The 25826-nt window shown below is 66.2% G+C and carries 22 protein-coding genes; 20 read left to right on the forward strand and 2 right to left on the reverse strand.

All coding sequences use genetic code 11. From position 1 onward, the window contains the following. Positions 1–7: 7 nt before the first annotated feature. Complete coding sequence (locus ACY48M_RS03260) at positions 8–721, reverse strand: trimeric intracellular cation channel family protein (RefSeq protein WP_462818802.1); 714 nt, start codon at positions 719–721, stop codon at positions 8–10. Positions 722–783: 62 nt separating this feature from the next. Here ACY48M_RS03260 and recO point away from each other — a divergent pair, with 62 nt between their 5' ends. The 15 genes from recO to ACY48M_RS03335 all read left to right on the forward strand — a co-directional run bounded on the left by recO (position 784) and on the right by ACY48M_RS03335 (position 18724). Beyond that, a complete protein-coding gene (recO, locus tag ACY48M_RS03265) occupies positions 784–1542 on the forward strand; it encodes a DNA repair protein RecO (protein ID WP_462818803.1) in 759 nt (252 codons plus the stop codon). Beyond that, positions 1539–2342: an isoprenyl transferase gene (locus ACY48M_RS03270; RefSeq protein ID WP_462818804.1), complete on the forward strand. Its 804-nt coding sequence runs from the start codon at positions 1539–1541 to the stop codon at positions 2340–2342. Before recO ends, ACY48M_RS03270 begins: the two co-directional genes overlap by 4 nt. An 81-nt stretch (positions 2343–2423) precedes the next feature. Next, positions 2424–3128, forward strand: a complete 705-nt coding sequence (locus tag ACY48M_RS03275; RefSeq protein WP_462818805.1) for an NUDIX hydrolase — start codon at positions 2424–2426, stop codon at positions 3126–3128. A gap of 63 nt (positions 3129–3191) precedes the next feature. Beyond that, on the forward strand, positions 3192–4487 hold the full coding sequence (nadA, locus tag ACY48M_RS03280; protein WP_462818806.1) for a quinolinate synthase NadA: 1296 nt from the start codon (positions 3192–3194) through the stop codon (positions 4485–4487). 2 nt (positions 4488–4489) lie between these two features. Next, positions 4490–6064, forward strand: a complete 1575-nt coding sequence (gene nadB / locus ACY48M_RS03285) for an L-aspartate oxidase (RefSeq protein WP_462818807.1) — start codon at positions 4490–4492, stop codon at positions 6062–6064. Next, positions 6058–6909, forward strand: a complete 852-nt coding sequence (nadC, locus tag ACY48M_RS03290; RefSeq protein WP_462818808.1) for a carboxylating nicotinate-nucleotide diphosphorylase — start codon at positions 6058–6060, stop codon at positions 6907–6909. Before nadB ends, nadC begins: the two co-directional genes overlap by 7 nt. A 2-nt stretch (positions 6910–6911) precedes the next feature. Further along, entirely contained in the window at positions 6912–8108 is a 1197-nt protein-coding gene (locus tag ACY48M_RS03295) for a cysteine desulfurase family protein (RefSeq protein WP_462818809.1), read from the forward strand. A 47-nt stretch (positions 8109–8155) separates the two neighbouring features. Continuing rightward, the gene (locus ACY48M_RS03300) at positions 8156–9241 is read left to right on the forward strand and encodes an aminotransferase class V-fold PLP-dependent enzyme (RefSeq protein ID WP_462818810.1); all 1086 of its coding nucleotides are present in this window, start codon (positions 8156–8158) and stop codon (positions 9239–9241) included. 74 nt (positions 9242–9315) lie between these two features. Beyond that, on the forward strand, positions 9316–10701 hold the full coding sequence (locus ACY48M_RS03305; protein WP_462818811.1) for a glycine--tRNA ligase: 1386 nt from the start codon (positions 9316–9318) through the stop codon (positions 10699–10701). Positions 10702–11165: 464 nt separating this feature from the next. Next, entirely contained in the window at positions 11166–11957 is a 792-nt protein-coding gene (locus ACY48M_RS03310) for a hypothetical protein (protein WP_462818812.1), read from the forward strand. Positions 11958–12156: 199 nt separating this feature from the next. Next, positions 12157–13464, forward strand: a complete 1308-nt coding sequence (locus ACY48M_RS03315) for a glycosyltransferase (protein WP_462818813.1) — start codon at positions 12157–12159, stop codon at positions 13462–13464. A gap of 14 nt (positions 13465–13478) precedes the next feature. Beyond that, positions 13479–15293: a right-handed parallel beta-helix repeat-containing protein gene (locus ACY48M_RS03320; protein WP_462818814.1), complete on the forward strand. Its 1815-nt coding sequence runs from the start codon at positions 13479–13481 to the stop codon at positions 15291–15293. Further along, a complete protein-coding gene (locus tag ACY48M_RS03325) occupies positions 15290–16414 on the forward strand; it encodes a right-handed parallel beta-helix repeat-containing protein (protein ID WP_462818815.1) in 1125 nt (374 codons plus the stop codon). The genes ACY48M_RS03320 and ACY48M_RS03325 overlap by 4 nt, the downstream gene beginning before the upstream one ends. A gap of 144 nt (positions 16415–16558) precedes the next feature. After that, entirely contained in the window at positions 16559–17980 is a 1422-nt protein-coding gene (locus ACY48M_RS03330) for a UDP-glucose dehydrogenase family protein (protein WP_462818816.1), read from the forward strand. Positions 17981–18073: 93 nt separating this feature from the next. Further along, a complete protein-coding gene (locus ACY48M_RS03335; protein WP_462818817.1) occupies positions 18074–18724 on the forward strand; it encodes a DsbA family oxidoreductase in 651 nt (216 codons plus the stop codon). 172 nt (positions 18725–18896) lie between these two features. Here ACY48M_RS03335 and ACY48M_RS03340 read toward each other — a convergent pair whose 3' ends face one another. Further along, positions 18897–20453, reverse strand: a complete 1557-nt coding sequence (locus tag ACY48M_RS03340) for an amino acid permease (protein ID WP_462818818.1) — start codon at positions 20451–20453, stop codon at positions 18897–18899. A gap of 245 nt (positions 20454–20698) precedes the next feature. On the opposite strand from ACY48M_RS03340, the gene ACY48M_RS03345 reads away from it, so the two are divergent. The 5 genes from ACY48M_RS03345 to ACY48M_RS03365 are packed head-to-tail and all read left to right on the forward strand — an operon-like array spanning position 20699 to position 25780. Next, complete coding sequence (locus tag ACY48M_RS03345) at positions 20699–22066, forward strand: glutamine synthetase family protein (RefSeq protein WP_462818819.1); 1368 nt, start codon at positions 20699–20701, stop codon at positions 22064–22066. After that, a complete protein-coding gene (locus tag ACY48M_RS03350; RefSeq protein WP_462818820.1) occupies positions 22047–22838 on the forward strand; it encodes a gamma-glutamyl-gamma-aminobutyrate hydrolase family protein in 792 nt (263 codons plus the stop codon). The genes ACY48M_RS03345 and ACY48M_RS03350 overlap by 20 nt, the downstream gene beginning before the upstream one ends. Continuing rightward, the gene (locus ACY48M_RS03355) at positions 22838–24193 is read left to right on the forward strand and encodes an aldehyde dehydrogenase family protein (protein WP_462818821.1); all 1356 of its coding nucleotides are present in this window, start codon (positions 22838–22840) and stop codon (positions 24191–24193) included. Before ACY48M_RS03350 ends, ACY48M_RS03355 begins: the two co-directional genes overlap by 1 nt. A gap of 10 nt (positions 24194–24203) precedes the next feature. Then, complete coding sequence (locus ACY48M_RS03360; RefSeq protein ID WP_462818822.1) at positions 24204–24995, forward strand: 3-oxoacyl-ACP reductase; 792 nt, start codon at positions 24204–24206, stop codon at positions 24993–24995. A 14-nt stretch (positions 24996–25009) separates the two neighbouring features. Then, a complete protein-coding gene (locus tag ACY48M_RS03365) occupies positions 25010–25780 on the forward strand; it encodes a FadR/GntR family transcriptional regulator (protein ID WP_462818823.1) in 771 nt (256 codons plus the stop codon). Positions 25781–25826: the final 46 nt, after the last annotated feature.

Genomic DNA, 25826 nt, shown 5'->3' on the forward strand with positions numbered 1-25826 from the left:
CGGGCAGTTAGCTTTCGCTTCGACCTCCTGGCCGTCGTGTCACGCGTCTCCACGCGGGGCGCGACGGTCGGGGGAGTCGCGGCAGCTGGGTGAGCCTCCGCTGCTCTGGCAAGCTCCATTTGAAGAGCACGGCGAGAATGCGCATGCCGAACGTCACGGCGACTCCGGCGACCGACGCGGCTGCGGGGGCCACGCCGAGCGCTTCGAGGGCGACGATCAATCCGGCACCCGAGAATGCGGCGATCGCATAGAACGAGCCGACCTGCATAATCGCGATGGGGGTCGCGAGCAGCATGTCGCGGAGCACGCCGCCGCCCACCGCGGCGAGCACGCCGACGAAGATTGCGGGGATCTCGGGCAGGCCGGAGGCGAGCGCCTTTGTTGTGCCGATCGCCCCGAAGAGTCCGAGCGTGAGGGCGTCGAGCCCCGTGAGGATGTGCCGCACGCGGTGGAGGACACGCTCGAGCAGCATCCCGAGCAGCGCTGCGCCAGTGGCGACCGGCAGGTACCAGTTGCTGTGGAGCGGTGCGAGCGGCACATTGAGCAGCAGGTCACGCAGCAGACCGCCACCCATGCCGGTCGCGACGCCGATGATGGCGACCCCGAGCAGGTCGAGCCGCCGGTCTCTGAAGCCGGCCGCATACATGGCGCCCATCACCGAGCCGATACCGACGGCGAGAAGGTCCGCCCACAGCGGGATGGTGAAGAGAACTGGCTCCATGGAGCCAGTTCTAGCATGCGGCGGTCACCGGTTCGGGAGGCTCGGCGGGGGATACTTGGGGGATGCCGCTCTACCGTGACGAGGTCGTCGTCCTCCGCACCCACAAGCTGGGCGAGGCCGACCGTATCGTGACGATGTTGAGCCGCCAGCACGGCAAGATCCGTGCCGTCGCGAAGGGTGTGCGTCGCACGGCATCGAAGTTCGGCGCCCGTCTCGAACCGTTCATGGTGGCCGACGCGCAGTTCTTCGAGGGCCGCACGCTCGATGTCATCACGCAGGCCGTTTCGATCGGGTCATACGGTTCGGCGATCACGGCTGACTATGGCGCGTACACGGCCGCGAGCGTCATGGTCGAGACGGCGGACAAGCTCACAGAAGATGATGGAAGCCTGCAGCAGTACCTGCTCCTTGTCGGCGCGCTCCGCTCGCTCGCCCGTGGCGAACACGGTGCGAGCCTCACGCTCGACTCCTACCTGCTTCGCGCGCTCTCGATCGCAGGCTGGTCGCCGAGCTTCAACGACTGCGCCATGACCGGTGCTCCAGGCCCACACTCCGCCTTCGTCGTGCAGCTCGGTGGCGTTGTGAGTGACGCGGTCGCCCCTCCCGGCGCCCCGCGGCTCGATGCCGCGACGCTGGGCCTGCTCGGCGCGCTCCTCTCCGGCGATTGGGATGCGGCGGAGCTCGCCGACGAGCGCACGCGGTCGCAGGCGAGCGGCGTCGTCGCGGCGTACGCCCAGTTCCACATCGAGCGGCGGTTGCGTTCACTCGAACATGTCGATCGCACTGTGAGGCGACCATCCGCCGAGGAGGCGACGATATGACCCCCGTCAAGAAGACCCACCGCGACGCAGTCGAGTTCAAGCCCATCGACTGGACGGGGCAGCATCCGCCGGTCTTCGCGCGAGGGTCGGTGCCCGAGCATGTGGCGATCGTGATGGACGGCAACGGGCGATGGGCGAACGCCCGTGGGCTCACGCGGGTCGAGGGGCACCGCGCGGGGGAGGCCGCTTTGCTCGATGTCGTGGCTGGCGCCATCCAGGCGGGGGTCAAGCACCTCAGCGTGTATGCGTTCTCGACCGAGAACTGGAAGCGGTCGCCAGACGAGGTGCGCTTTCTCATGGGCTTCAACCGGGAGGTGCTGCACCGCCGCAGAGACCAGCTCAATGAGTGGGGGGTGCGGGTGCGGTGGGCTGGCCGTCGCCCGCGGCTGTGGGCATCCGTCATCAAGGAGTTGCAGTTCGCCGAGCGTCTGACGGCACAGAACACCACCCTCACCCTCACAATGTGCGTCAACTATGGCGGGCGGAACGAGATCACGGATGCCGTGCGCGCGATCGCCGCGGAGGTCTCCGCTGGCAGGCTCAGCCCTGGCGGGATCAGCGAGAAGACGATCGCGAAGCACCTCTACACCCCCGAGATGCCGGATGTTGACCTCTTCGTGCGCTCATCGGGGGAGCAGCGCACGAGCAACTTTCTTCTGTGGCAGAGCGCCTATGCCGAGATGGTGTTTCTCGACACGCTCTGGCCGGACTTCTCCCGCACCGACCTCTGGGGTGCGATCGAGCAGTATGCCTCGCGCAATCGCCGCTTCGGTGGCGCCGTCGACGCACCGACCGCCTGAACCCTCCGAGTTTGGGTAGTAACGACCCTAAGTGCTAGACTCTGTTCAGGTCACAACGACCTTTACAGGTGGGATGCCGCGATGACCGAGCCAGGGGTGCACGACGAGTCGATCGACCTCGCCGTGTCGACCGTCATCTTCGCCCTCCGCCCAGCACCGGACGGGGGAGCACCGACACTGTGGATTCCGCTCGTGCGCCGCATCCGTCAGCCGTTTGAACGCCGGTGGGCGCTGCCTGGCGGGCCGCTGCTCAGCGTCGAATCGCTTGCCGAGGCTGCCGCCCGGAACCTCAAGGCGACGATCGACCTTGAACCGAAATATCTCGAACAGCTCTACGCCTTTGGAGCGCCCGACCGATCCCCAGGGGAGCGGGTCGTGTCGATCGTCTACTGGGCACTCGTGCACGCCGAACAGGCCGACCGCGTCGCCGAGGGCGCCAACGTGCGCTGGTTCGTCGCCGATGACCTGCCGGAGCTTGCGTTCGACCACAACGCCATCGTCGACTACGCACTCTGGCGACTCAGGAACAAGGTCGAGTACAGCCGCATCGCGCATGCCCTGCTCGGCGACACCTTCACCATCAGCCAACTGCGGAGCGTGCACGAGGCGGTGCTGCGCAAACCGCTCGATCCGGCGAACTTCCGGCGCCAGATGGAGGCGAGCGGTGGCCTCGAACCCACCGCCGCCGTCGTCACCGGCGGACGACACCGGCCACCGCGGCTCTACCGCTACAACGATGCCGTCGACATGGCCGACCACGGTCCGCTCGGCCCACGGGGCAGCTAAGCACCCGCCACCGCACCCACCCCAGACCTTCAGCACTGCACTTCACCGCACCAGGAGCATCCCGTGACCTCAGTCGACACGACCATTCAACGCATCCGCCTCACGAGCCGTGACGCCGCAGGCGCCGCTCAGGCTGGCACCGTTTGCAGCCCCGACCTCGCCTCCGCCCCGTGGAACTTCGACCAGGTGCCGGGCTACGGCCCCGGCTCCTCGATGGGCGACGTGATCCCCGCCGGCGCACCACGCCAGGGAAGCCTGCCCGAGGAGTACCGCACGGCGAGCGCCCTCGAACTCGACGCCCGCATCCGCGCGGCGAAGCAGACGCTCGGCGACCGCCTCGTCATCCTCGGCCACCACTATCAGCGCGACGAGATCATCGAATACGCCGACTTCGTTGGTGACTCGTTCCAGCTCGCGAACGCCGCGCAGTCGAAACCCAACGCCGAGCACATCGTGTTCTGCGGCGTGCACTTCATGGCCGAAACCGCCGACATCCTCGCCCAGCCGGGGCAATCGGTCATCCTGCCTAACCTCGCCGCCGGATGCTCCATGGCCGACATGGCCGACATCGACTCGGTCACTGAATGCTGGGAACAGCTCGAAGCCCTCTACGGCACCGAGCCGGATGCCGACGGCCGCGTGCCCGTCATCCCCGTCACCTACATGAACTCCTCGGCAGCGCTCAAGGGGTTCTGCGGCGAACGCGGCGGCATCGTCTGCACCTCGTCGAACGCCGAGACGGTGCTCGAGTGGGCCTTTGAGCGGGGCCAGCGGGTGCTCTTCTTTCCAGACCAGCACCTTGGCCGCAACACCGCGAAGGCCATGGGCGTGCCGCTTGAGCGGATGCCCATGTGGAACCCCCGCAAGCCCCTCGGCGGCAACACCGCCGCCGAACTCACCGACGCGCAGGTGCTGCTGTGGCACGGCTTCTGCTCGGTGCACAAGCGCTTCACGGTCGACCAGATCAACGCCGCTCGCGTGAGCCACCCCGGGGTGCGGGTCATCGTGCACCCCGAATGCCCCATGCCCGTCGTCGACGCAGCCGATGAGGCAGGGTCGACCGACTACATCCAGAAAGCCGTCGCGGCGACGAGCGAACCGAGCACCTTCGCGATCGGCACCGAAATCAACATGGTGTCGCGGCTTGCGGCGGAGCATCCGCAGCACGAAATCTTCTGCCTCGACCCCGTGATCTGCCCGTGCTCGACCATGTACCGCATCCACCCCGGCTACCTGGCGTGGGTGCTTGATGCCCTCGTGCGCGGTGAGGTGCTCAACCAGATCAGCGTCGAGCCTGGGGTCGCTGCCCCGGCTCGGATCGCCCTCGAGCGGATGCTCGCCGCCAGGCCAAAAGGCTGATCATGCCAAATCGGGTCATCGTTATCGGATCAGGCGCCGCGGGGCTCACGGCCGCCCTCGTCGCCGCGCGCGACAGCCGCAACGAGGTCACCCTGCTCACGAAGGCATCGCTCGGCGAGAGTGCGAGCCTCAAGGCGCAGGGTGGTGTCGCCGTCGCGCTCTTCGACGACGACAGCGTCGAAGCGCACATCGCCGACACCCTCGCCGCGGGTGCCGGTCTCAGTGACGCGGCAGCCGCGACCATCCTGTGCTCTGAGGGACCCGACCGCATCCGCGACCTCATCGATCTCGGCATCGATTTTGACCGGGCTGCCGACGGAGTCACGCTCGCCCGTGGGCTCGAGGCAGCCCATTCGAGCGCTCGGGTGCTCCATGCTGGCGGCGACGCGACAGGGCGGGCGATCATCGCCACCCTCACGGGCGCAATGCGGCGGGCTCCTGTGACGGTCATCGAGCACGCCTTTGTGCGCGACCTCGTCGTTCGGGAGGGGGCCGTCACCGGCGTCGTCGTGCTCCGCGACGGGGTGACAGACGGGATCGCGACAGACACGATCGCGACAGACACGATCGCGACAGACACGATCGCGACAGACACGATCGCTGCAGACGCGGTCATCATCGCGACGGGCGGCATCGGCCAGCTCTACCGCCACACGACCAATCCCGACGGGGCGACCGGTGACGGTGTGGCGGCGGCGATGCGCGCTGGTGCACGCGTCGTTGACGCGGAGTTTGTGCAGTTCCACCCGACGGCTCTCGCGGTCGAAGGCACCCCTCTCGTCACCGAAGCCATCAGGGGAGAGGGAGCGACACTGCTCTCGAGCCACGGCGAGCGATTCATGGTCGGCGTGCATCCGGATGCCGAACTCGCCCCGCGTGACGTTGTCGCCAGGGCCATCGCCCGCCAGATGGAGCTCCAGGGTGGTGCCCCGGTCCGCCTCGATGCGACCGGGATATCCCGAGACGTGCTGCAGCGGCGATTCCCAGGGTTCTTGGCCCTCTGCGAGCGACACGGCCTCGATCCGGCGATGACGTCGGTGCCCGTCACACCGGCGGCTCACTACTGGATGGGTGGCATCGAGGTCGACCTGCACGCGCGCACGAGCATCCGCGGGCTGTTCGCGGTCGGTGAGGCCGCCTGCACCGGGGCGCACGGCGCGAACCGGCTCGCCTCGAACTCACTGCTCGAAACCCTCGTGACCGCCCATCGCGCAGCCGAGGCGTTGTTCGCGCCGTGGACGGATGCCGCTCGCCAGCCCCGCCGCGTGCACACGGTCACGTCGACGGTTGCGCCGACGGTGGAGCTGTCGCGCACAGAACTCCAGAACTTCATGTGGAATCACGCGGGCCTGCACCGCGACACGGCCGGCCTCGGCGAGCTCGGTGCGGTGCTCGCCGCTGCGACCGTCACCGGCGACACCGTCGCCGACCACGAAACACGCAATCTGCTCACGATCGCGCGAGCGGTCGTCTCCGCGGCCGCAGCACGGACGGCATCGGTCGGAGCACACCATCGCGGCGACTCGGCGCCCGACGTCGCGATACCACGCACACGAGAGGTACAGACCACATGCTGACCAACACGGCAATCGACTCCATCGTGGCGTTGGCTCTGGCCGAGGATGCCCCGTGGGGTGACATCACGAGTGAGAGCCTGCTTCCGCAGGGTGCACGCGCCAGGGCGGTGCTTGCCGCGCGCGAGCCCGGCGTTCTTGCCGGAATTGAGGTATTCTCGGCCGCGATGATCGCGTGCGACTCCGAGGCGGAGATTGTCACCGAGCTCGACGACGGCAAACGATTCGCGGCGGGTGACGTTCTCGCGACCGTCGTCGCCGACGCGCGTGCCGTCCTGCGAGCCGAACGGGTCGCGCTCAACCTCATTCAACGACTCAGCGGCATCGCCACCGAAACCGCACGCTACGTCGAGGCCGTCAGCACCACACAGGCGCGCATTGTCGACACGCGCAAGACGACGCCCGGCCTACGCGCGCTCGAGCGTCACGCGGTGCGCTGCGGTGGCGGTCACAACCACCGGTTCTCGCTCTCCGACGCCGTGCTCGCAAAAGACAACCACCTCGCGGTGCTCACCGCCGACGGGCGCGACCTCACCGAGGCCCTGCTCGATGCCCGCGCACGCATCGGACACACCGTGCATTTCGAAGTCGAGGTCGACCGCATCGACCAAATCGAGGCCGTCATCGCGGCAGGAGTCGACACAATCCTGCTCGACAACTTCTCTCCCGACGAACTCCGCGAAGGAGTGCGCATGGTTGCCGGGCGCGCGATGGTCGACGCCAGCGGCGGCGTGACACTCGCGAGCGTCGCCGAGATCGCAGACACCGGCGTCGATCTCATCTCCGTCGGTGCCCTCACCCACAGCGTGCGATCGCTCGACCTCGGGCTCGACGTCGTCGTCGGCTGACCATGGAGATCTACCTCGACCACGCGGCCACGGCACCCGTGCGCCGCGAAGTGCTCGAGGCAATGACGCCCTACCTCACCAACGAATACGGCAACCCCTCGAGCCATCATCGGGTGGGGGAGCGTGCGGCTGCCGCCCTGCAGTGGGCCAGGGAGTCGATTGCAGGCGAGCTCGCGTGTCGAGCATCCGAGATCATCTTCACGAGCGGCGGCACCGAGTCCAACAATCTCGCGATCAAGGGCATCGCCCTCGCGACCCCGCGCGGCCGGCACATCGTGACGACGCCGGTCGAGCATCCGTCGGTGCTCGAGTCGTGCGCCTATCTCGAACGCTTTCACGGCTTCACGGTCGATCGACTCCCCGTCGACAGCACCGGCCGGGTTGCGGCGAGCGACCTCGAGCGGATGGTTCGGCCAGACACGACACTCGTGAGCGTCATGTTCGCGAACAACGAGATCGGCACGGTGCAGCCCCTGCACGCGCTCGGGGCAGTGACGGCGGCGCGCGGCATCCCGCTGCACACCGACGCCGTGCAGGCGGCTGGCTGGCTCGAGCTCGCGGTTGGCCCCGCTGCCACCGGGCTCCCCGTCGACGCCCTCACGCTGGCCGGGCACAAGATCGGCGCGCCAAAAGGGGTCGGAGCGCTCTTCGTCCGCGGTCGGGTGCCGCTCGAACCCCTGCTTCACGGCGGCGGTCAGGAGCGCGGACGCCGCTCCGGCACCGAGAACGTCGCGGGGGCCGTCGGTCTCGCCGTCGCCCTCGCTCTCGCGGAGCGGGACCGGGTCGCCAACGCCGCCGCGATTGCCGCGGCGAGGGACGAGTTCATCGCGGCCATTCTCGCGACCGTGCAGGGGGCCTCGCTCACGGGGCATCCGAGCGAACGCCTCGCGGGCAGCGCATCGTTCTGTTTCGAGGGAACGAGTGGCGAATCGGTGCTGCTCGAGCTTGAGCGCCGCGGCATTGTCAGCTCGAGCGGCTCGGCCTGCGCCGCCGGGAGCGACGAGCCCTCCGAGGTGCTCACCGCGATCGGCATCGGCCCGGAGCTGGCCCAGACCGCGGTGCGATTCACCTTCCCCTCAACCGTGACGGCGACGGGGACGGGGGAGACGCTGCGCCTCGTCGCGCACTCCGTCGCAGAAGCGGTCACGGCAGTGCAGGCACTCGGACGCCGCGAATTCGGCGAAACCGTGCGGGAATAGCGCCCATACGCACCCTTTGTGCGCCACATGCGCGGCAGGATGATGTCATGGCAGCCATCCCCGAGCCCAGTGCGGCCCTTGCTGCGGCGATCGCCCGCTTCGATTCCGATGGCGCACGGGGGTACCTCGCGGCCGCATCAATGGGGCTCCCGAGCGACGAGACCGTTGCGGCCGTTCGGGCGGATCTCGACCTATGGCGTTCCGCCCATCGAGACCCCATGGGATACGAACTCAACGTCGAATCAACGCGCGAGCACTACGCCCGCCTCGTTGGCACGACCGCCGACAGGGTCGCGATCGGGTCGCAGACCTCGGTGATGGCGAGCGTGCTCGCCGCGGCGGTGCCGGCCGGTGCTGAGGTGCTCTGTGTCGAGGGGGACTTCACGTCCATCGTGTACCCGTTCCTTCAGCGACACGACATCGTCGTGCGCTCCGTGCCGCTCGCCGACCTCGCCAACACAATCTCAGACGCCACGTGGCTCGTCGCATTCTCGCTCGTACAGTCGGCGACAGGAGCAGTCGCCGACACGACCGCGATCATCAGAGCAGCACGCACCAGCGGCACCCGCACACTGTGCGACCTCACGCAGGCGGCGGGCGTGCATCCGGTCGACGCCACCGACTACGACGCGACCGTGTGTCACGCCTACAAGTGGCTCTGCTCCCCGCGAGGCGTCGCGTTCCTCACCGTGTCAGAGACGTTCGCCCGAGAGCTCACCCCGATCCAGGCTGGCTGGTACGCGGGCGAGCGCATCTGGGAGTCCATCTACGGGCCGACCATGGCGTTGGCATCCGATGCCCGACGCTTCGACGTGTCACCCGCCTGGCAAGCGTGGGTCGGCGCCGAACCGGTCATCCGCATGTTCTCCGAGCTCGACATCGCCGAGGTGTGGCAGCGGGCATCCGCACTCGGTGACCTTCTCTGCGATGCCGTGGGCATCCCGCAACAGCACCAGGCCATCGTCACCTGGCCGGATGTCGAGGGCGACGCCATCGCCCGACTCACGGATGCCGGCATCAGGGCTTCGGCGCGCGCAGGGCGACTCAGGGCCGCATTCCACCTGTGGAACGATGAGCGCGACGTCGAAGCGGTTGCCAGAGCACTGGGCCGGTCACCGCGACAGGGCAAGTAGGCTTGATCCGCGCTTCGCGCACCGCACCACACCCTCGACCGTGCCGCCAGCACGGCTGACCTTTGGAGTTCTTCGTGGCCAACGCCTCAGCCCTCGACCCCGTCATCAACCTTGCCAAGCGGCGCGGTTTCGTCTTTCAGGCGGGTGACATCTACGGCGGCTCACGGTCGGCGTGGGATTACGGGCCACTCGGGGTCGCGCTCAAAGAGAACATCAAGAGGCAGTGGTGGCAGACCATGGTGAACGGGCGCGACGATGTCGTCGGCCTCGATTCATCCGTCATCCTGCCCAAGAAGGTGTGGGAGGCATCCGGCCATGTCGAGGTCTTCAGTGATCCGCTCGTCGAGTGCCTGAGCTGCCACAAGCGGTTCCGAGCCGACCATCTCGAAGAAGAGTTCGAAGAGAAGAAGGGTCGCGCGCCCGAGAATGGTCTCGCCGATATCGCCTGTGGCAATTGCGGCACGAGGGGGCAGTGGACCGAGCCGCGAGCGTTCTCGGGGCTGCTCAAGACCTACCTCGGCCCCGTCGATGACGAGGCCGGCATGCACTACCTGCGCCCTGAGACGGCGCAGGGCATTTTCGTGAACTTCGCCAACGTGCTCAACGTCTCGCGCCAGAAGCCGCCGTTCGGCATTGGCCAGATCGGCAAGAGCTTTCGCAACGAGATTACGCCGGGCAACTTCATCTTCCGCACCCGCGAGTTCGAGCAGATGGAGATGGAGTTCTTCGTCGAGCCAGGTACCGACGAAGAGTGGCACCAGTACTGGATCGACGCGCGACTGCAGTGGTACATCGACCTCGGCATCAAGCCCGAGAACCTCCGGCTCTTCGAACACCCGAAGGAGAAGCTGTCGCACTACTCGAAGCGCACGGTCGACATCGAATACCGCTTCGGGTTTCAGGGCAGCGAGTTCGGCGAGCTTGAGGGCGTCGCGAACCGCACCGACTTCGACCTCTCGACGCACTCCAAGCATTCGGGCACAGACCTTTCCTACTTCGATCAGGCCAAGAACGAGCGTTGGACTCCGTATGTGATCGAACCAGCGGCTGGGCTTACCCGTTCGCTCATGGCCTTCCTCGTCGACGCCTATTTTGAAGACGAGGCCCCGAACACCAAGGGGGGCGTTGACAAGCGCACCGTCTTGCGACTCGACCGTCGACTCGCCCCCGTCAAGGCGGCCGTTCTGCCGCTCTCGCGCAACGAGCAGCTCTCACCCGTCGCACGCGAACTCGCCGCGGACCTCCGCAAGTACTGGAACATCGACTTCGATGATGCCGGCGCAATCGGTCGTCGCTACCGTCGCCAGGATGAGATCGGCACGCCGTTCTGCATCACGGTCGACTTCGACACGCTTGACGACAAGGCCGTGACGGTGCGCGAGCGCGACAGCATGCAGCAGGAGCGCGTCTCGCTCGACCGGCTTCACGCGTACCTCGCGGAGCGCCTCCTCGGCGCCTGACGCCGCGCCTCGCCGCCCACCCACCGCGCCGCCCTTCGGTTCGGAAATTCAGGAGATCTGCACCAACACGCTGGTGGAAACGCTGGCCCAGCCGCTCTGGGGCCGTCATCTCCTGAATTTCCGAAACTGTGTGCAGCACGCCGCTACTCCACAGACCGGGGGTGCGGGAGAACTACACCGGTCCGCCGAGCGGGGCGACATCGTGCGCGCCTGGCCCGCAGGATCGCAGCATGTCGATCATCGCGCAGTGGGTGGAGTCTCTCGGTGGGTTCGCGCAGAAGCAGCAACTCGTGCGTCTTGGCGCGACCGACCATTCGCTGACAGACGCGGTTCGTGGAGGGGCGGTTCTCCGGGCGCGACAGGGCTGGTATGCGACAATTCCGGCCAATGATCCCCGGTTCCGCGCCGTTCGATGCGGTGGTCGGCTCACCGGTCTGTCGGCGATCCGGGCCCTCGGGGGTTGGGTGCTCGAGCGCGAAGGGGTGCTGCATGTCTCGCTGCCTCCGAACGCGTCTCGCCTTCGCTCTCCTGGCAACCGGCGCGCCCGTCTCGTTCCGGCACGGCATGCTGTTCAGCCGCACTGGGACGACGCGGAACTTCTTTCCAGAGGCGATTCATGTCTCGTCGGCCTTCTCGACGCGCTCATGCGCACTGTGCTCGACGAGGACCTCGAGACCGCCGTTGCGGCGCTCGACTGGGCTCTGCATACAGCTCGCATCGACACGTTCGACTTCCAGAGGCTGACTCGAGCACTGCCGGAACGTCTCCGCTCCATTGAACATTGGGTGGATCCCACGTGCGAGAGCCTGCCGGAGAGTCTGACCCGCACGCGGCTGCAGATGCTGGGGCACAGTGTCGTCTCGCAGGTTCCGATTGCGGGCCGCCAGCGCATTGACCTGGTTGTCGACGGGATTGTGGGGCTCGAGACCGATGGTGAGGAATTTCACGCACTTCGGTTCCTTAAGGATCGGCAGAAGGACATCGACATCACCCTGGCTGGCTTCGTTCCTCTTCGGCTCCCGGCGCAGGTGGTGTTCGCGGACTGGCGGCGGGCGGTGGCGGCGGTTCGCGCCGCGATCGAATCTCGTCGCCACGGCAATTCAGGAGATTCTCGTGCAGGACCCCGGCGCGCTCGGGACGAAGCCGCGATGACGTCGTCGCGGGCGGCTCGTGGCCACGAATTCCTGAATCTCCGACAGAGCGGCAGCGTTGCGGCGCTCGGACACAGCGGACTTGGGAGTGTTTCCAACGGGTGAACAGCACGCGACGGTACATCCCCGAGCATTGACCCTCGTATTGGGGGCCGCCTAGCGTGTGAGCATCCGCCAGGGGCAGCACGAGTCGACCCGAACTCACTCGCGAACCCACTGTTCCAGATCGACGGGGATCCGTGTCGCCGGGAGGCGTTGCGAACGGCGCGCCTACCCACCCGCGAGCAAAAGGAACCCGATCCCGATGCATCAGATCACCATGCCGTCGCGCCCAGAAGTTGCCGGGGCCGTCGATTCCAACTCTCCCGAGCTTCAGTTCAGCTGGGAGTATCTCGCGGACCTCTTCACGACTCTGCAGCCGTACTTCCCGCTCGCCGTCGCCGGCACGATCGTGTGGTCGCTCTGGCTCTACCGGGTGATCCTCTCGCGCCGTGCCCGGCCAATTGAGAGCGACTTCCGAGCTACCACCTCGGTGATCGTGCCGTCGTATCACGAGGACCCGGACATTCTGATGCAGTGCCTCGAGTCGTGGCGATCGCAGAACCCGAGCGAGATCATCATCGTGCTCGATGTCGCAGACCTCGAAGCCTTCGACCGGATCACCGAGCTCGGCGACGCGAGGGTGAAGCCGCTCCTCTTCCACCACGCGGGAAAACGGTCGGCACTCGGAGAGGGAATCAGGCACGCACGCTTCGAACTGCTCGTGCTCACGGATTCGGACACATCGTGGCGCCCCGGCCTGCTCGAGAACGTGCAGAAGCCGTTCGTCGATGCGCTCGTTGGCGGGGTCAGTACCCGCCAGAACGTGTACCAGCGCACGACGAGCGTGTGGCGGCGCATCGCTGACTGGCTCGTGAATCTGCGCTACAACGACTACGTGCCCGCCATGGGAATGGCCGGTGCGGTGCCGTGCATCTCGGGGCGCACGGGTGTCTACCGCCGGAGCGCGGTCTTGCCGGTGCTCGAGCACCTCGAGAATGAGTTCTTTCTCGGCAAGCGCTGTGTCGCCGGTGATGACGGTCGCCTCACCTGGCTCGTGCTCGCATCCGGCTACAAGACGGTGCACCAGTCCTCGGCGAAGGCACTCTCGATGTTCCCGTCGAGCTTCTCGGCGTTTGTGAAGCAGCGGGTGCGCTGGAGCCGCAATTCGTACCGCTGCTACCTCACGGCAATCGCGAAGGGGTGGCTCTGGCGTGTGCCGTTCGTGACGAAGATCACCGTGCTTCAGATCCTGCTCACACCGGTGACTATGGGCCTGACAATCGGGTACGTCATCTTCAGCAGACTCGAGCTCACCACAATCGGGATCGCCGCTGTCGCGGGGTGGCTGCTCCTCGGCCGTGGCATCCGCGGGTACTCGCACCTAAAGCGGCATCCGCAAGAGATCTTGTTGCTGCCGCTTGTCGCCCTCACGGTGATCTTCATCGCCCTGCCGATCAAGGTCTACGCCTTCATCACCATGAATAAGCAGGGGTGGCTGACTCGACACGCCGACTCGATTGGTGGCGACGGCCAGACGGCCCGCACCCTCACGGCAGAGGCCGCAGCATGAGGATCTTGGTCGCCATGGTCTTGGCCGTGGTCTGCACTCTCGGCGCTGTGCTGCTGTTTCCCGATCTCATCCCTGGCCGCAGCGATACGAGCGACAGCGCGACGCAGCAAGCGAATGCTGTCACTTCGACATATGTCGGCGATGCGGATGCCGAGGCCGCCCTCGTGGAGATTGAGGAGCGGCGGGTGATCGATGTGCGTTCGATCGCCAATGCGACAGATTGGACCGGGGCCGCGAACGGGCTTCCGTATCGCCTTGTCACGGGGTCGACGTTCACGCTCGTGTTGGTCGAGCGGGCGGCGCCGTACACGCTCACGGATGTGGTGGATCTCGGTGCGCTCGTGCTGCAGCCCGACGGCGCATACCTGCTGCGGGAGCACATCGTCGTGGAGGAGGGGGCGACGCTCGACCTTTCGGGAGAAGGAATTGAGATCAGGCTCGCCTCGTCGAGTGAATCGTTCGTGTCGATTGTCACGCTCGGCGGCGGGTTGACGATCAAGGGCACCGCGTCGCGCCCGGTCGATGTCGTCGCGTGGGACACCGATCTCGCTCAGCCAGACCTCTCAACGGAGGATGGCCGGTCGTATGTGCGTGTCGTCGGCGGGCATGCCGACCTCTCCGACGTGAGGTTCGAGAATCTCGGATTCTGGAGCGGACGCACCGGTGGGGTTTCGTTGACCGGCACGGAGATTCCGGATGCTGAAGCCGAAACCGACGTGTCGAATCCGATTATCAACGGCCAAGAGATCATCCCCGAGGGTCAGGAGTTGGACACACTCGCGCTTGACGGTGACATCAGCGGCTACGGCACGGTGTCGGCGCTCGTGCGCAACGTCTCGTTCACCGGCAACGCCTTCGGGCTGTTCGTGTCGAGCGCTGACGGCGTCATGGTGCAGAACTCGACCGTGCTCGGCAGCCTCGTCGACGGCATCGTCTTTCATCGCGACGTGCGCAACAGTGAGATCCAGTCGACCGAGTCGAGTGCGAACGCGGGCGATGGCGTTGTGGTCACGCGGGCGACCACGGGGAATGTGCTCACCCGTGTAACCGCGACGGGAAATGGCAAGAGCGGCATCATCCTCGAGGGTGGTGCGTTGGCTGATGGCCCGAGCGCAACCGGCACGCCGATCGACGTCTACGGCGACAATCAGGTGAACGACAGCGTCGCGAGCGACAACGCGCGCTACGGCATCCAGATTGACGGCGGCACGAGCATCCGTGTCGATGGCAACATCGTTGCCGGCAATGAGATGGGCATCGTCGTGTCAGGGGATGCCGCGGCGGTCACGGTCTCAAACAACGAGGTGCTTTCGTCGTCGCGTCAGGGCATCGCGTTGCGAGAGGCCGCCACCGATCTGGTGGTGACAGACAATGTCGTGCGCGGTGGTGAAATCGGCATCTATGCGCGCAACGCGGGTGGTGTCTTTGAACGAAATGATGTGAGCGAGGTGACGAACCACGCGATCACGCTGGTGGGCGAGACCGGCAACTCAACGATCGCCGCGAACACGGTGGCGGGAATTGGTTCGAGTGCGATCGACACCGCGCGCACGGACCAGGTCGTGGTGTCCGACAACGATGCGGAGTTGTGGACCAGCACGAAGCCGCTCGACGTGGTGATCCGCAACTTCTTGCAGCCTCTCACGGTGCTGTGGTTGTGCCTCGGCCTCCTTGTGGTGGTGTCCGCTGTGTCGGGAGTGAAGCGTCGGGAGACGGGCATCCGCCATCCGTACGCGAACCTCGCCCCCATGGAGACGTTCACGCGCGGGGTGGTCTCGCGTGATGAGGTCGTGGCGGCCCGCGAGAGCGCGTTGGAGCGGGTCACATGATGGAGCTCATCCGCCAGCATCCGGTCATGGCCACCGTGAGCGGTTTCGTGCTCGGCGCTGTCGTCGTGTTGACGACGTGGGGCATCGTGTCGGCCGCAACCGCACCACGGGATGTGTCAGCGCAGCCAGAGGAGGTGGTGCCGAGCTCGAGCGCCGAGCCGTCGGCGTCTCCGTCACCGTCACCGTCTCCGACGGAAGCGCCGGCAGCGTCGAGCGGGTCGTCGTCGCTTGATTCGGTGTGCGCCGACCCGACCATCACGGTTGCCGACGCGGATGGGCTCGCGGACGCTCTTGCGTCGGCCGCTCCCGGCGACACGATCGAACTCTCGCCGGGCCGCTACGAGGGCGGCATCGTCGCGACCACTTCGGGGACCGCGGAGGAGCTCATCACTCTCTGCGGCCCGGAGTCTGCCGTGATCGATGGCGGCGGCACCAGCAAGGGCTATGTCGTGCATCTCGATGGCGCGAGCTACTGGCGCCTGGTGGGGTTCACCGTGACGAACGGTCAGAAGGGCGTGATGGCCGACTCGACCGTCGGTTCGGTGATCGGAAACCTTCGGGTGCATACGATCGGCGACGAAGCCATCCACCTTCGCGCCTTCAGCACCGACAACCTCGTCATCGGCAACACCATCAGCAACACGGGCAACCGCAAACCCAAGTTCGGTGAGGGCGTCTACATCGGCACCGCAGAGAGCAACTGGTGCGACATCAGCAACTGCCAGCCGGATGCTTCAGACCGCAACACGATCGAGGGCAATACGATCTCGGGCACGACGGCGGAGTCGATCGATCTCAAGGAGGGTTCGAGCGGTGGAGTCGTGCGCGGCAACACGTTTGACGGTTCCGCCATTACGGGTGCCGATTCGTGGGTGGACGCGAAGGGCAACGGCTATCTCATCGAGTCGAACTCGGGCGTGAACTCGCCGATGGATGGGTTCCAAACCCACGAGATTCTCGATGGCTGGGGCACCGGCAATATCTTCCGCGGCAACACGGCGGCCGTGAATGGGCCCGGTTTCGGCTACTCCCTCACGCCCGTGCGCGGCAATGTCGTGGAGTGCGACAACACCGCGAGCGGTGCCGGCGAGGGCTTCAGCAACGTCGAATGCTCCGCCTGAAGGCAACACGAGCCTACATCCCAGCCGAACTGAACCTGCGTTGCCGAACTGAACCTGCGTTGCCGAACTGAACCTGCGTTGCCGAACTGAACTGCATATCCGAACCCCCGCACATCCAACTCAACTGCACGCCAAGGAGGAACCATGTCACACCCGAAGCACCTGGCGCCTGGCGCCGCTCGCCCCCGCATCACCGTCATCGGCACCGGATACCTCGGGGCCACCCATGCGATCTGCATGACCTCGCTTGGTTTCGACGTGCTCGGCGTCGATGTCGATGAGTCGAAGGTGCAGGCACTCTCGGCCGGCATCGTGCCGTTCTTCGAGCCGGGACTGCCTGAGCTGCTCGCGGAGTCTCTTGCGACGGGCCGGCTCGAGTTCACGACGAGTTTTGATCGTGCGGCGGAGTTCGGTGACATCCACTTCGTGTGTGTCGGCACCCCGCAGGCGCCAGGGTCGTATGCGGCGGATCTCCGATTTGTCGACAGCGCGTTCACGGAGCTCGCCAAGCGCATTACCCGCAAGGCGCTGCTGGTGGGCAAATCGACTGTGCCGATCGGCACGGCCAGCCGGCTCACAGAGCTCGTGCAGTCGATTTCCCCGCTCGGGTCTGAGCTCGAGCTTGCTTGGAACCCCGAATTTCTCCGCGAGGGGTTTGCGGTCGAGGACACGCTACATCCGGATCGCTTGGTTTTTGGAGTGGGCTCCGCATGGGCGGAGGAGCAGTTGCGGCTCGCGTTCGAGCCCGTGATCGACGAGGGCACGCCGGTCGTCGTGAGCGACCTTCCGACGGCAGAGTTGGTCAAAGTGGCGGCGAACTCGTTCCTCGCGACGAAGATCTCGTACATCAATGCGATGGCAGAGGTGTGTGAGGCGACGGGGGCCGACGTCAACGTGCTCGCACGTGCGTTGAGCTATGACAGCCGTATCGGCGGCCGGTTCCTCAAGCCGGGGCTCGGTTTCGGAGGCGGCTGTCTGCCCAAGGACATCCGCGCGTTCAAGTTCCGCGCGGAGGAGCTCGGCGTCGGGCAGGCCGTGAGCTTTCTCGGCGAAGTCGACGCAATCAACATCCGGCGTCGCATTCGCACGGTCGATCTCATCCGCGAGCTCGCTGGAGGCTCGCTGAGGGGCGTGAGGATTGCTGCACTCGGCGCGGCATTCAAGCCGAACTCCGATGATGTGCGGGATGCTCCGGCGCTCGATGTCGCCAGAATGCTCTACCTTGAGGGCGCCAGGGTCACGGTCTACGATCCTGAGGCGAACGCGAACGCTCACCGGGCCTACCCGGATCTCGAGTTTGCTGCGTCGTTCGCGGAGGCGATTTCGGGCGCCGAGGTGGTCGCGCTTCTCACGGAATGGGAAGAGTTCTGTTCCGCTGACCCGATGGTCATGCGTTCGCTCGTTGCGGTTCCTCGCATCGTCGATGGCAGGCATGCGCTCGACCCCGCAGCATTCAGGGCCGCTGGCTGGGAGTATCGTGCTCTCGGCACGCCGGCGGCACCCACGATGTCTCTGGCAGAGGAAGCAGGGCGGGCACAGTCCTGGAGCCTCACCTCCGCGAGTTGACAGAGGAGTCTGTCGGGTCTGCGCGGTTCGGGCGGGCAGACCCGGCAGGCGCTGCGTGGGAATGCAGCACGCGGTGCACGAGTTGACCTCAGCATGAGCAACCCGATCAAGGTCGACATTTGGTCCGACATTCAGTGCCCGTGGTGTTACATCGGCAAGCGCAAGTTTGAGGCCGGGGTTGAGAGTTTCGGCGGCGAGGTGGAAATCGAATACCACTCGTTTGAGTTGGCGCCAGACACTCCCGTCGATTTTGCGGGGACCCCGGCGGAGTACTTGAGCGATCGCAAGGGTCTTCCGCTGCCCGAGGTGGAGAAGATGCTCGCGCGGATGACGGGAATTGCGGCCTCGGTCGGGCTCGACTACGACTTCGATTCAATGCAGCAAACGAACACCATCAAGGCGCACGAGCTGCTTCACTATGCGAAGGCGCATGGCCGGCAGCTGGAGATGAAGGAGCGCCTGCTGAAGGCGTTTTTCGTCGAGGGGAGCCACGTCGGCAAGATTGCGGAGCTTGCCGCACTCGCCTCGGAGGTTGGGCTTGACCGCGATGACGTGGCACGGGCACTCGAGTCTGGCGAGTACACGGCTGCGGTGAAGGCAGATCAGGCCCAGGCGGCCGCCTACGGCATCCAGGGTGTTCCGTTTTTTGTGATCGACGGCAAGTACGGCATCTCGGGCGCGCAGGAGGCATCGGCGTTCGCGCAGGCGCTCCAGCAGGTTCGCGCCGACCGCGAGTCCGAGTGAGCATGGATGCTGCGCGACCCGCGCTCACCCTGTTGGGCGACCCGAACGCGGTCGCCTGCGAGGGCGACACGTGTGCTTTCGTGATGACCGAGTCTTCAGGGCCGGCTGCTGATCCGATTTCTGCCACAAATCCGATCACTGCCGTGCCCGAGAGCGACTGAGGCCACCGGCTCTACGCGGTGTTGTCTCTCCCGTCTCGGGCGAGCAACTCGTCTTCGACGGCGCCACCGTAGCCTTCTTTTTGCGGGTCTCCGTGGAGTCCACCCGAGACTGCGTACTCCTCTTCTGGTGAGAGCACGAGGTGGTGTCGACCCCAGACCGCGAACGCGATGAGCATAACGATGTAGACGATGGCGATGGCGATCACGGCCGGCTGGAAGTCGGGGTTGAGCAAGAACCCGATGAAGATCGCCCCCGAGAGGACCGCCGCGATGACGGCACCCGGCACACCCCAGGCACTGCGGTAGGGACGCTTGATGTCTGGGTAGCGTCGGCGCAAGATCACGAACGCGATCATCTGCAGGAGGTAGGCGAGCACGGCGCCCCATACGGCGATGTTGAGCACGATGGCTCCTGCGACCGCTCCAGCGCCCTCTTCGTCGACCCGGCCGAGCAGATCGACGACCACGAGCGCAATGAACCCGATGATGGCTCCCGCGAGCAGCGCGACCCACGGGGTCTGGCGCTTGCCGGTGAGGGAGAGGAAGCGCGGGTAATAGCCTGCGCGCGAGAGCGAGTACATGTTGCGCCCGTAGGCGAACATGATGCCCTGCAGCGAGGCGAACAACCCGATGAGGGCAAAGAGGGCGAGCACGGCGGCGAGCTGGTCGCCGACGATGACGCGGAAGCCGTCGAGGAGGGGCTCGCCCGCGGCCCCCGTGGCCTCGGCACCAAGCACGCCCGTGTTGAGGAACAGCACGAGCAAGCCGGTGACGATGAGCGTGCCGCGGGCCCAGAACCCGGCCTTCGGGATGTCGCGGACCGGGTTGTGCGATTCTTCGGCAGCAAGCGGCAACTCTTCGATTCCGAGGAAGAACCACATGGCGAAGGGGAGGGCAAAGAGGATGGGGAGCACACCGTGGGGGAGGAACGCGGTCTGGCCGGCATCCGGCGTGATGTCGAAAAGGTTGTCCCACGAGAAGTGACCCGAGAAGGCGGCCATGAGCGAGAAGACGACGAGGATGCCGATTGAGATGATCGACACGATGATCGCAAATCGGAACGAGATCGCAGCGCCGGCGGTGTTGAGCGCGATGAAGAGGGCGTAGAGGATGATCCACCACACCCACGGTTGCAGAGAGAATCCGAGCAGTTCTTGCGTGATGCTGTCCGCGTACGACGCCGAGAAGAAGACGATGACGGCGGTCGTGGCGACGTATTCGATGGTCTCCGCGAGCCCAGTGACGAAGCCGCCCCATGGGCCCATCGCCGCTCGGGAGAAGGAGTAGGCGCCACCCGTGTGCGGCATTGCGGCGGCCATTTCGCCGATCGAGAAGATCATGCCGTAGTACATGAGCACGAGGAGCGCGAAGGCGATGAGCATGCCGCCGAAGCCCGCGTAGGCGATGCCGAAGTTCCAGCCGGAGAAGTCGCCCGAGATGACGGCGGCGACCGCGAGGCCCCACAGGCCCCAGACGCCGGCGGATCGCTTGAGTTGTCGCTTCTCGAAATACCCGGTGCCGGCCGAGGTGTATTTCACTCCCGAGACTCGCAGGGTGTCCTTGTTCATCCCTCATCCTTTGGGTCGGTGCTCACGCCCCGCGATCTTCCGGGCATCAAGCGGCCTGAATGTCGTTGGGGTGACTATAGGGCTTCCATTGGTATATGGGAACCACCTTTGTCACCTTGGTGGGGCGCTGTGCCAGAGGGTCGCTGTGGTGTAATGGTCTGTAGGCCGCCCATTGAGGCGGATGCCGGCGCCGTCACTGCTGGCATGTCACCGATTGCAGTGTCACGTCGAACAGGGAGTCGCGCATGAGCCAGAAGCCCTCACCTCTCGCCCTCGATGAACTCGAACGTCTCGTTGGGGCCGATGAGATCGACACGGTCATTGTGGCCTTCACCGACATGCAGGGCAGGCTCGTCGGCAAACGGATCTCTGCCCGCCTCTTCGTCGAGGAGGTCGCCAGCCACGGGGCCGAATGCTGCAACTATCTGCTGGCGGTCGATGTCGAGAACACCACGATCGACGGCTATGCGATCTCCGGTTGGGAGCGTGGTTACGGCGACATGGCGATGATCCCCGACCTGGCAACGCTGCGGCTCACCCCATGGCTCCCCGCGACCGCAATGGTGACGGCAGACGTGCAGTGGCTCGACGGAACGCCAGTCGAAGAGTCGCCTCGCCGCATCCTCGGCGCGCAAATCGCACGGCTCTCCGCGATGGGGCTGGCATCGTTCGCCGCCACCGAGCTGGAGTTCATCGTCTTCGACGACACCTACCGAGACGCGTGGGCGAAGGGATACCGCGAGCTTACGCCGGCGAGTGACTACAACATCGACTACGCCATGCTCGCGTCGACGCGCATGGAACCGCTGCTCCGTGACATCCGCCGCTCCATGGAGGCTGCAGGAATGTACTGCGAGGGCGTCAAGGGGGAGTGCAATCTCGGCCAGCAGGAGATCGGCTTTCGCTACGCCGACGCACTCACCACATGCGACAACCACTCGATCTACAAGAACGGTGCCAAGGAGATCGCGGATGCTCGGGGCAAGTCGATCACGTTCATGGCGAAGTTCAATGAGCGCGAGGGCAGCAGCTGCCACATCCACGTCTCGTTGCGCCGGGACGACGGCACGGCAATCTTTTATGACGAGGCCGAGGAGTTCGGCATGTCGAAGGTGTTCCGTCACTTTGTCGCCGGCCAGCTTGCGGCCATGCGGGAGTTGACGCTGTTCTTCGCGCCGAACATCAACTCCTACAAGCGCTTTGTCGATGGCAGTTTTGCGCCAACCGCGGTTGCGTGGGGTCTCGACAACCGCAGCTGTGCCCTCCGTGTGGTCGGCGGGCCGGCAGCGATGCGGGTCGAGAACCGTGTGCCGGGCGCCGATGTCAACCAGTACCTCGCAGTGTCGGCACTGCTCGCGGCTGGCCTGCACGGCATTGAGCACGAGCTCGAACTGGAGCCACCAACGACGGGCAATGCGTATACGGGCGATGCGCCGAGGGTGCCGACGACGCTCCGCGAGGCGGCCGACCTGTTCGAGGCTTCGGCGATTGCTCGCGCGGCGTTCGGGGATGCTGTCGTCGACCACTATGTGCACAACGCGCGTGTTGAGGTCCGCGCGTTCGATTCCGCCGTCACCGATTGGGAGCGCATTCGTGGCTTCGAGCGTCTCTGAACCTGCCGAGCCGGCCCTTGCGTCTCCCGTCATCGGCATCACCAGCTACCTGGAGCGGGCACAAACGGGCGTGTGGGATGTGCGGGCTGTCTTTCTCCCCAAGGTCTACCTCGATGGGGTCACCGAGGCCGGCGGGGTTGCTGTCGTCCTCCCGCCGCAGCCGGCGACGCCCGAGATTGCCCGCGCCGTGCTCGCGAGCCTCGATGGTCTCATCGTGTCTGGCGGGGCCGATGTCAATCCGGCGCTCTACGGGCAAGAACCACACGAGCGCACCGGCCTTCCGCGCGACGATCGAGATGCGTGGGAGGGCGCCCTCCTTGCCGAGGCGGTGTCATCCGGCGTTCCGTTCCTCGGGATCTGTCGCGGTGTGCAGATGCTGAATGTCTCGCTCGGCGGAACACTTCACCAGCACGTTCCCGACGTCGTCGGGAGTGAGGACTATCAGCCGGCGCCGGGCCGGTTCGGGCGCAAGGATGTTGACATCGAGCCAGAGTCAGCGTTGGGCCGCCTGCTCCGCCAGGGGGAGGAGCCGCTCTCAGTGCACGTGTATCACCACCAGGCGATCGACGAGGTTGCGCAGGGGCTCACCGTCACCGCGCGGAGTGAAGACGGGGTCATTGAGGCGGTTGAGCTCGAGGGTGATCGCTTCGGCATTGGGGTGCAGTGGCATCCGGAGGAGAACGTCGAAGATCGCCGGCTGTTCGCGGGCCTCGTCGAGGCGGCACGCGACTACAGCGAGAAGCACAAACCACAGCGCCAGGGGAGCGAGTGATGAACTACACCGTGATCAATCCGGCCGATGAGTCGGTCGTCGAGACCGTTGAGCATCGTGACGTCGCCCAGGTCGACGAGGCGATCGCTGCCGCGGCCGTTGCGCAGCGAGCCTGGGCCGCGGTCGCGCCAGCTGACCGGGCGCGAGCGCTGCGCCGTTTCGCGGATGCCGTCGACGGCGACCTCGAACATCTCGCGCTCACCGAGGTGCGCAATTCTGGGCATCCGATCGGTCAGGCCCGCTGGGAGGCCGGTCATGTGCGCGATGTGCTCGAGTACTACTCGGCGGCGCCTGAGCGCATGCTCGGCCAGCAGATCCCCGTCGCGGGCGGCATCGATCTGACCTTCCACGAGCCGCTTGGCGTCGTCGGCGTCATCACGCCGTGGAACTTTCCCATGACGATCGCCGCCTGGGGGTTCGCGCCGGCCCTCGCCGCCGGCAATGCGGTCGTGCTGAAGCCTGCCGAGTGGACGCCGCTCACGAGCATCCGTCTCAGGCAGCTTGCCCTCGAATCGGGCCTGCCGGAGGGGCTGTTCCAGGTGCTCCCGGGTCGCGGCTCGGTCGTCGGCGAGCGCTTCGTCACGAATCCGACCGTGCGCAAGGTGGTCTTCACCGGATCGACAGCGGTCGGCAAGCGGATCATGGCCGGATGCTCCGAGCAGGTGAAGCGGGTCACGCTCGAGCTCGGCGGCAAAAGTGCGAACATCGTGTTCGCCGATTCGGACCTCGAGCAGGCCGCGGCGAGCGCCCCCTATGGCGTGTTCGAGAATGCGGGCCAGGACTGCTGCGCCCGCAGCCGCATCCTGGTCGAGCGGAGCGTATACGAGCGTTTTATGGAGTTGCTCGAGCCGGCGGTGGCCGGGGTCGCGGTCGGCGATCCCATGCTCGAGTCGACGGAGATGGGCCCGCTCGTGTCGCGTGGTCATTTCGATTCGGTGCGCGACTACCTGACTGATGATGCCCCCGTCGCGTTCCGAGGCACCGCGCCGGAGGGTCCTGGCTTCTGGCTCGCTCCCACGGTGCTCACGCCGGGGCGCGAGCACCGCACGGTGCGCGAAGAGATCTTCGGCCCCGTCGTCACGGTGCTCCCGTTTGACGATGAGGCCGACGCGATCGGCCTGGCGAACGACACCGAGTATGGGCTGTCTGGCTCGATTTGGACCCGCGACGTCGGCCGCGCCATCCGAGTCTCCCGCGGGGTCGAGGCGGGCAACCTCTCGGTGAACTCGCATTCTTCGGTCCGCTACAGCACGCCGTTCGGGGGGTTCAAGCAGTCGGGGCTCGGCCGAGAACTTGGGCCGGATGCCCCACTGCACTTCACCGAGACGAAGAACGTCTTCATTGCCGTCGACTAGAGGGGACACCATGACCGAAATCACGAGGATCGACCTCACACAGCGACTCGCCGGCCGCGTCGCCGTGATCACGGGTGGGGCGAGCGGCATCGGGCTCGCGACAGCACGCCGCTTCGCGGCCGAGGGGGCGACGGTCGTCATCGGCGACATGGATGACGAGCGTGGCGCAGCGGCGGCGGAGTCGGTCGGCGGCCTCTATGTGCGGGCGGATGTCACGGACGAGGCCCAGGTGAATGCCCTGTTCGACACCGCCGCGTCGACCTACGGTTCGGTTGACATCGCCTTCAACAACGCGGGCATCTCGCCGCCGGACGACGACTCGATCGAGACGACCGAGTTGCCGGCCTGGGAACGAGTGCAGGACGTCAACCTCAAGTCGGTCTACCTGTGCTGCCGAGCGGCCCTGCGCCACATGACGAAGCAGGGCCGGGGCTCCATCATCAACACAGCGTCGTTCGTGGCGGTGCTCGGCTCGGCCACCTCGCAGATCTCCTACACGGCGTCGAAGGGCGGCGTCCTCGCCATGAGCCGTGAGCTCGGGGTGCAGTTCGCGCGCCAGGGCGTCCGGGTCAACGCGCTGTGCCCCGGCCCCGTCAATACCCCGCTCCTGCAGGAACTGTTCGCGAAGGATCCCGTGCGTGCGCAGCGTCGGCTCGTCCACATCCCGCTCGGCCGGTTCGCCGAGCCGGAGGAACTCGCGGCGGCCGTCGCGTTCCTCGCGAGCGACGACTCCTCGTTCATGACCGGGTCGACCTTCCTCGTCGACGGCGGCATCAGCTCGGCCTATGTGACGCCAGAGTGATCGAGACCGAGCCCATGACGGAGCCGATCGACGAGGCGGGGCCTGATGAGCAGCCGGAACTGCTCGCGGCGGAGTTGCTGCTGCGTCCGGCTCGCTCGGCGAACGTGTTCGAGGAGACGATGCAGCGGCTCCTGCAGTCGGTGCGGCTCGGCCTCATCGCGCCCGGCGAGCGGCTCCCGGCCGAACGCGTGCTCGCGGGCATGCTCGGGGTGAGCCGTGACACCCTGCGTGACGCGATCGCTGCCCTCACGGATGCCGGATACCTGGTCTCGCGACGCGGGCGCTACGGCGGCACCTTCGTGGTCGACGAGGTTCCAGAGCTCACGCCGGTCGTCACGGAGTCGGGCGTCGCACCGCGCCGGTCGGTGCCGAGCGACGAGCTCGACGACACGCTCGTGCTCCGCAGCATCCTCGAGTTGGGCGCTGCTCGCCAGGCGGCCATGAGCGAGCTCACGAGCGCGCAGCGGGAGAGCCTCTGGCAGGCGTTGCAGGACTGTTCGACCGCGGCGCCCACCGACTACCGCCGGCACGACTCGCGGCTGCACCTGCTCATCGCCGAGCTCGCCGGGGCGCCGAGCCTCGTACCACTCGTCGCCGACGCCCGGATGCGCATCAACGAGCTGCTCGACGGCATCCCGCTACTCGGTCCGAACATCGCGCACTCGAACGAGCAGCACGAGGAGATCGTCAAGGCGATCCTCCGCGGCAAGCCGGGCGAGGCGACGAGAGCGATGACGGAGCACATCGCGGGTTCGGAGGCGCTCCTCCGCGGCTTCCTCGCATAAGTCACTCGCTGGTTGAGTAGGCCCGCTAGGGCCGTATCGAAACCAA

Source organism: Homoserinimonas flava (genome assembly GCF_054969005.1).

What these genes read in the sequence shown, in the direction of transcription:
- ACY48M_RS03260 (WP_462818802.1), bottom strand. Translation starts at nt 721, where the DNA reads ATGGAGCCAGTTCTCTTCACCATCCCGCTGTGGGCGGACCTTCTCGCC.
- recO (WP_462818803.1), top strand. Translation starts at nt 784, where the DNA reads ATGCCGCTCTACCGTGACGAGGTCGTCGTCCTCCGCACCCACAAGCTG.
- ACY48M_RS03270 (WP_462818804.1), top strand. Translation starts at nt 1,539, where the DNA reads ATGACCCCCGTCAAGAAGACCCACCGCGACGCAGTCGAGTTCAAGCCC.
- ACY48M_RS03275 (WP_462818805.1), top strand. Translation starts at nt 2,424, where the DNA reads ATGACCGAGCCAGGGGTGCACGACGAGTCGATCGACCTCGCCGTGTCG.
- nadB (WP_462818807.1), top strand. Translation starts at nt 4,490, where the DNA reads ATGCCAAATCGGGTCATCGTTATCGGATCAGGCGCCGCGGGGCTCACG.
- nadC (WP_462818808.1), top strand. Translation starts at nt 6,058, where the DNA reads ATGCTGACCAACACGGCAATCGACTCCATCGTGGCGTTGGCTCTGGCC.
- ACY48M_RS03295 (WP_462818809.1), top strand. Translation starts at nt 6,912, where the DNA reads ATGGAGATCTACCTCGACCACGCGGCCACGGCACCCGTGCGCCGCGAA.
- ACY48M_RS03300 (WP_462818810.1), top strand. Translation starts at nt 8,156, where the DNA reads ATGGCAGCCATCCCCGAGCCCAGTGCGGCCCTTGCTGCGGCGATCGCC.
- ACY48M_RS03315 (WP_462818813.1), top strand. Translation starts at nt 12,157, where the DNA reads ATGCATCAGATCACCATGCCGTCGCGCCCAGAAGTTGCCGGGGCCGTC.
- ACY48M_RS03320 (WP_462818814.1), top strand. Translation starts at nt 13,479, where the DNA reads ATGGTCTTGGCCGTGGTCTGCACTCTCGGCGCTGTGCTGCTGTTTCCC.
- ACY48M_RS03325 (WP_462818815.1), top strand. Translation starts at nt 15,290, where the DNA reads ATGATGGAGCTCATCCGCCAGCATCCGGTCATGGCCACCGTGAGCGGT.
- ACY48M_RS03330 (WP_462818816.1), top strand. Translation starts at nt 16,559, where the DNA reads ATGTCACACCCGAAGCACCTGGCGCCTGGCGCCGCTCGCCCCCGCATC.
- ACY48M_RS03335 (WP_462818817.1), top strand. Translation starts at nt 18,074, where the DNA reads ATGAGCAACCCGATCAAGGTCGACATTTGGTCCGACATTCAGTGCCCG.
- ACY48M_RS03340 (WP_462818818.1), bottom strand. Translation starts at nt 20,453, where the DNA reads ATGAACAAGGACACCCTGCGAGTCTCGGGAGTGAAATACACCTCGGCC.
- ACY48M_RS03345 (WP_462818819.1), top strand. Translation starts at nt 20,699, where the DNA reads ATGAGCCAGAAGCCCTCACCTCTCGCCCTCGATGAACTCGAACGTCTC.
- ACY48M_RS03355 (WP_462818821.1), top strand. Translation starts at nt 22,838, where the DNA reads ATGAACTACACCGTGATCAATCCGGCCGATGAGTCGGTCGTCGAGACC.
- ACY48M_RS03360 (WP_462818822.1), top strand. Translation starts at nt 24,204, where the DNA reads ATGACCGAAATCACGAGGATCGACCTCACACAGCGACTCGCCGGCCGC.
- ACY48M_RS03365 (WP_462818823.1), top strand. Translation starts at nt 25,010, where the DNA reads ATGACGGAGCCGATCGACGAGGCGGGGCCTGATGAGCAGCCGGAACTG.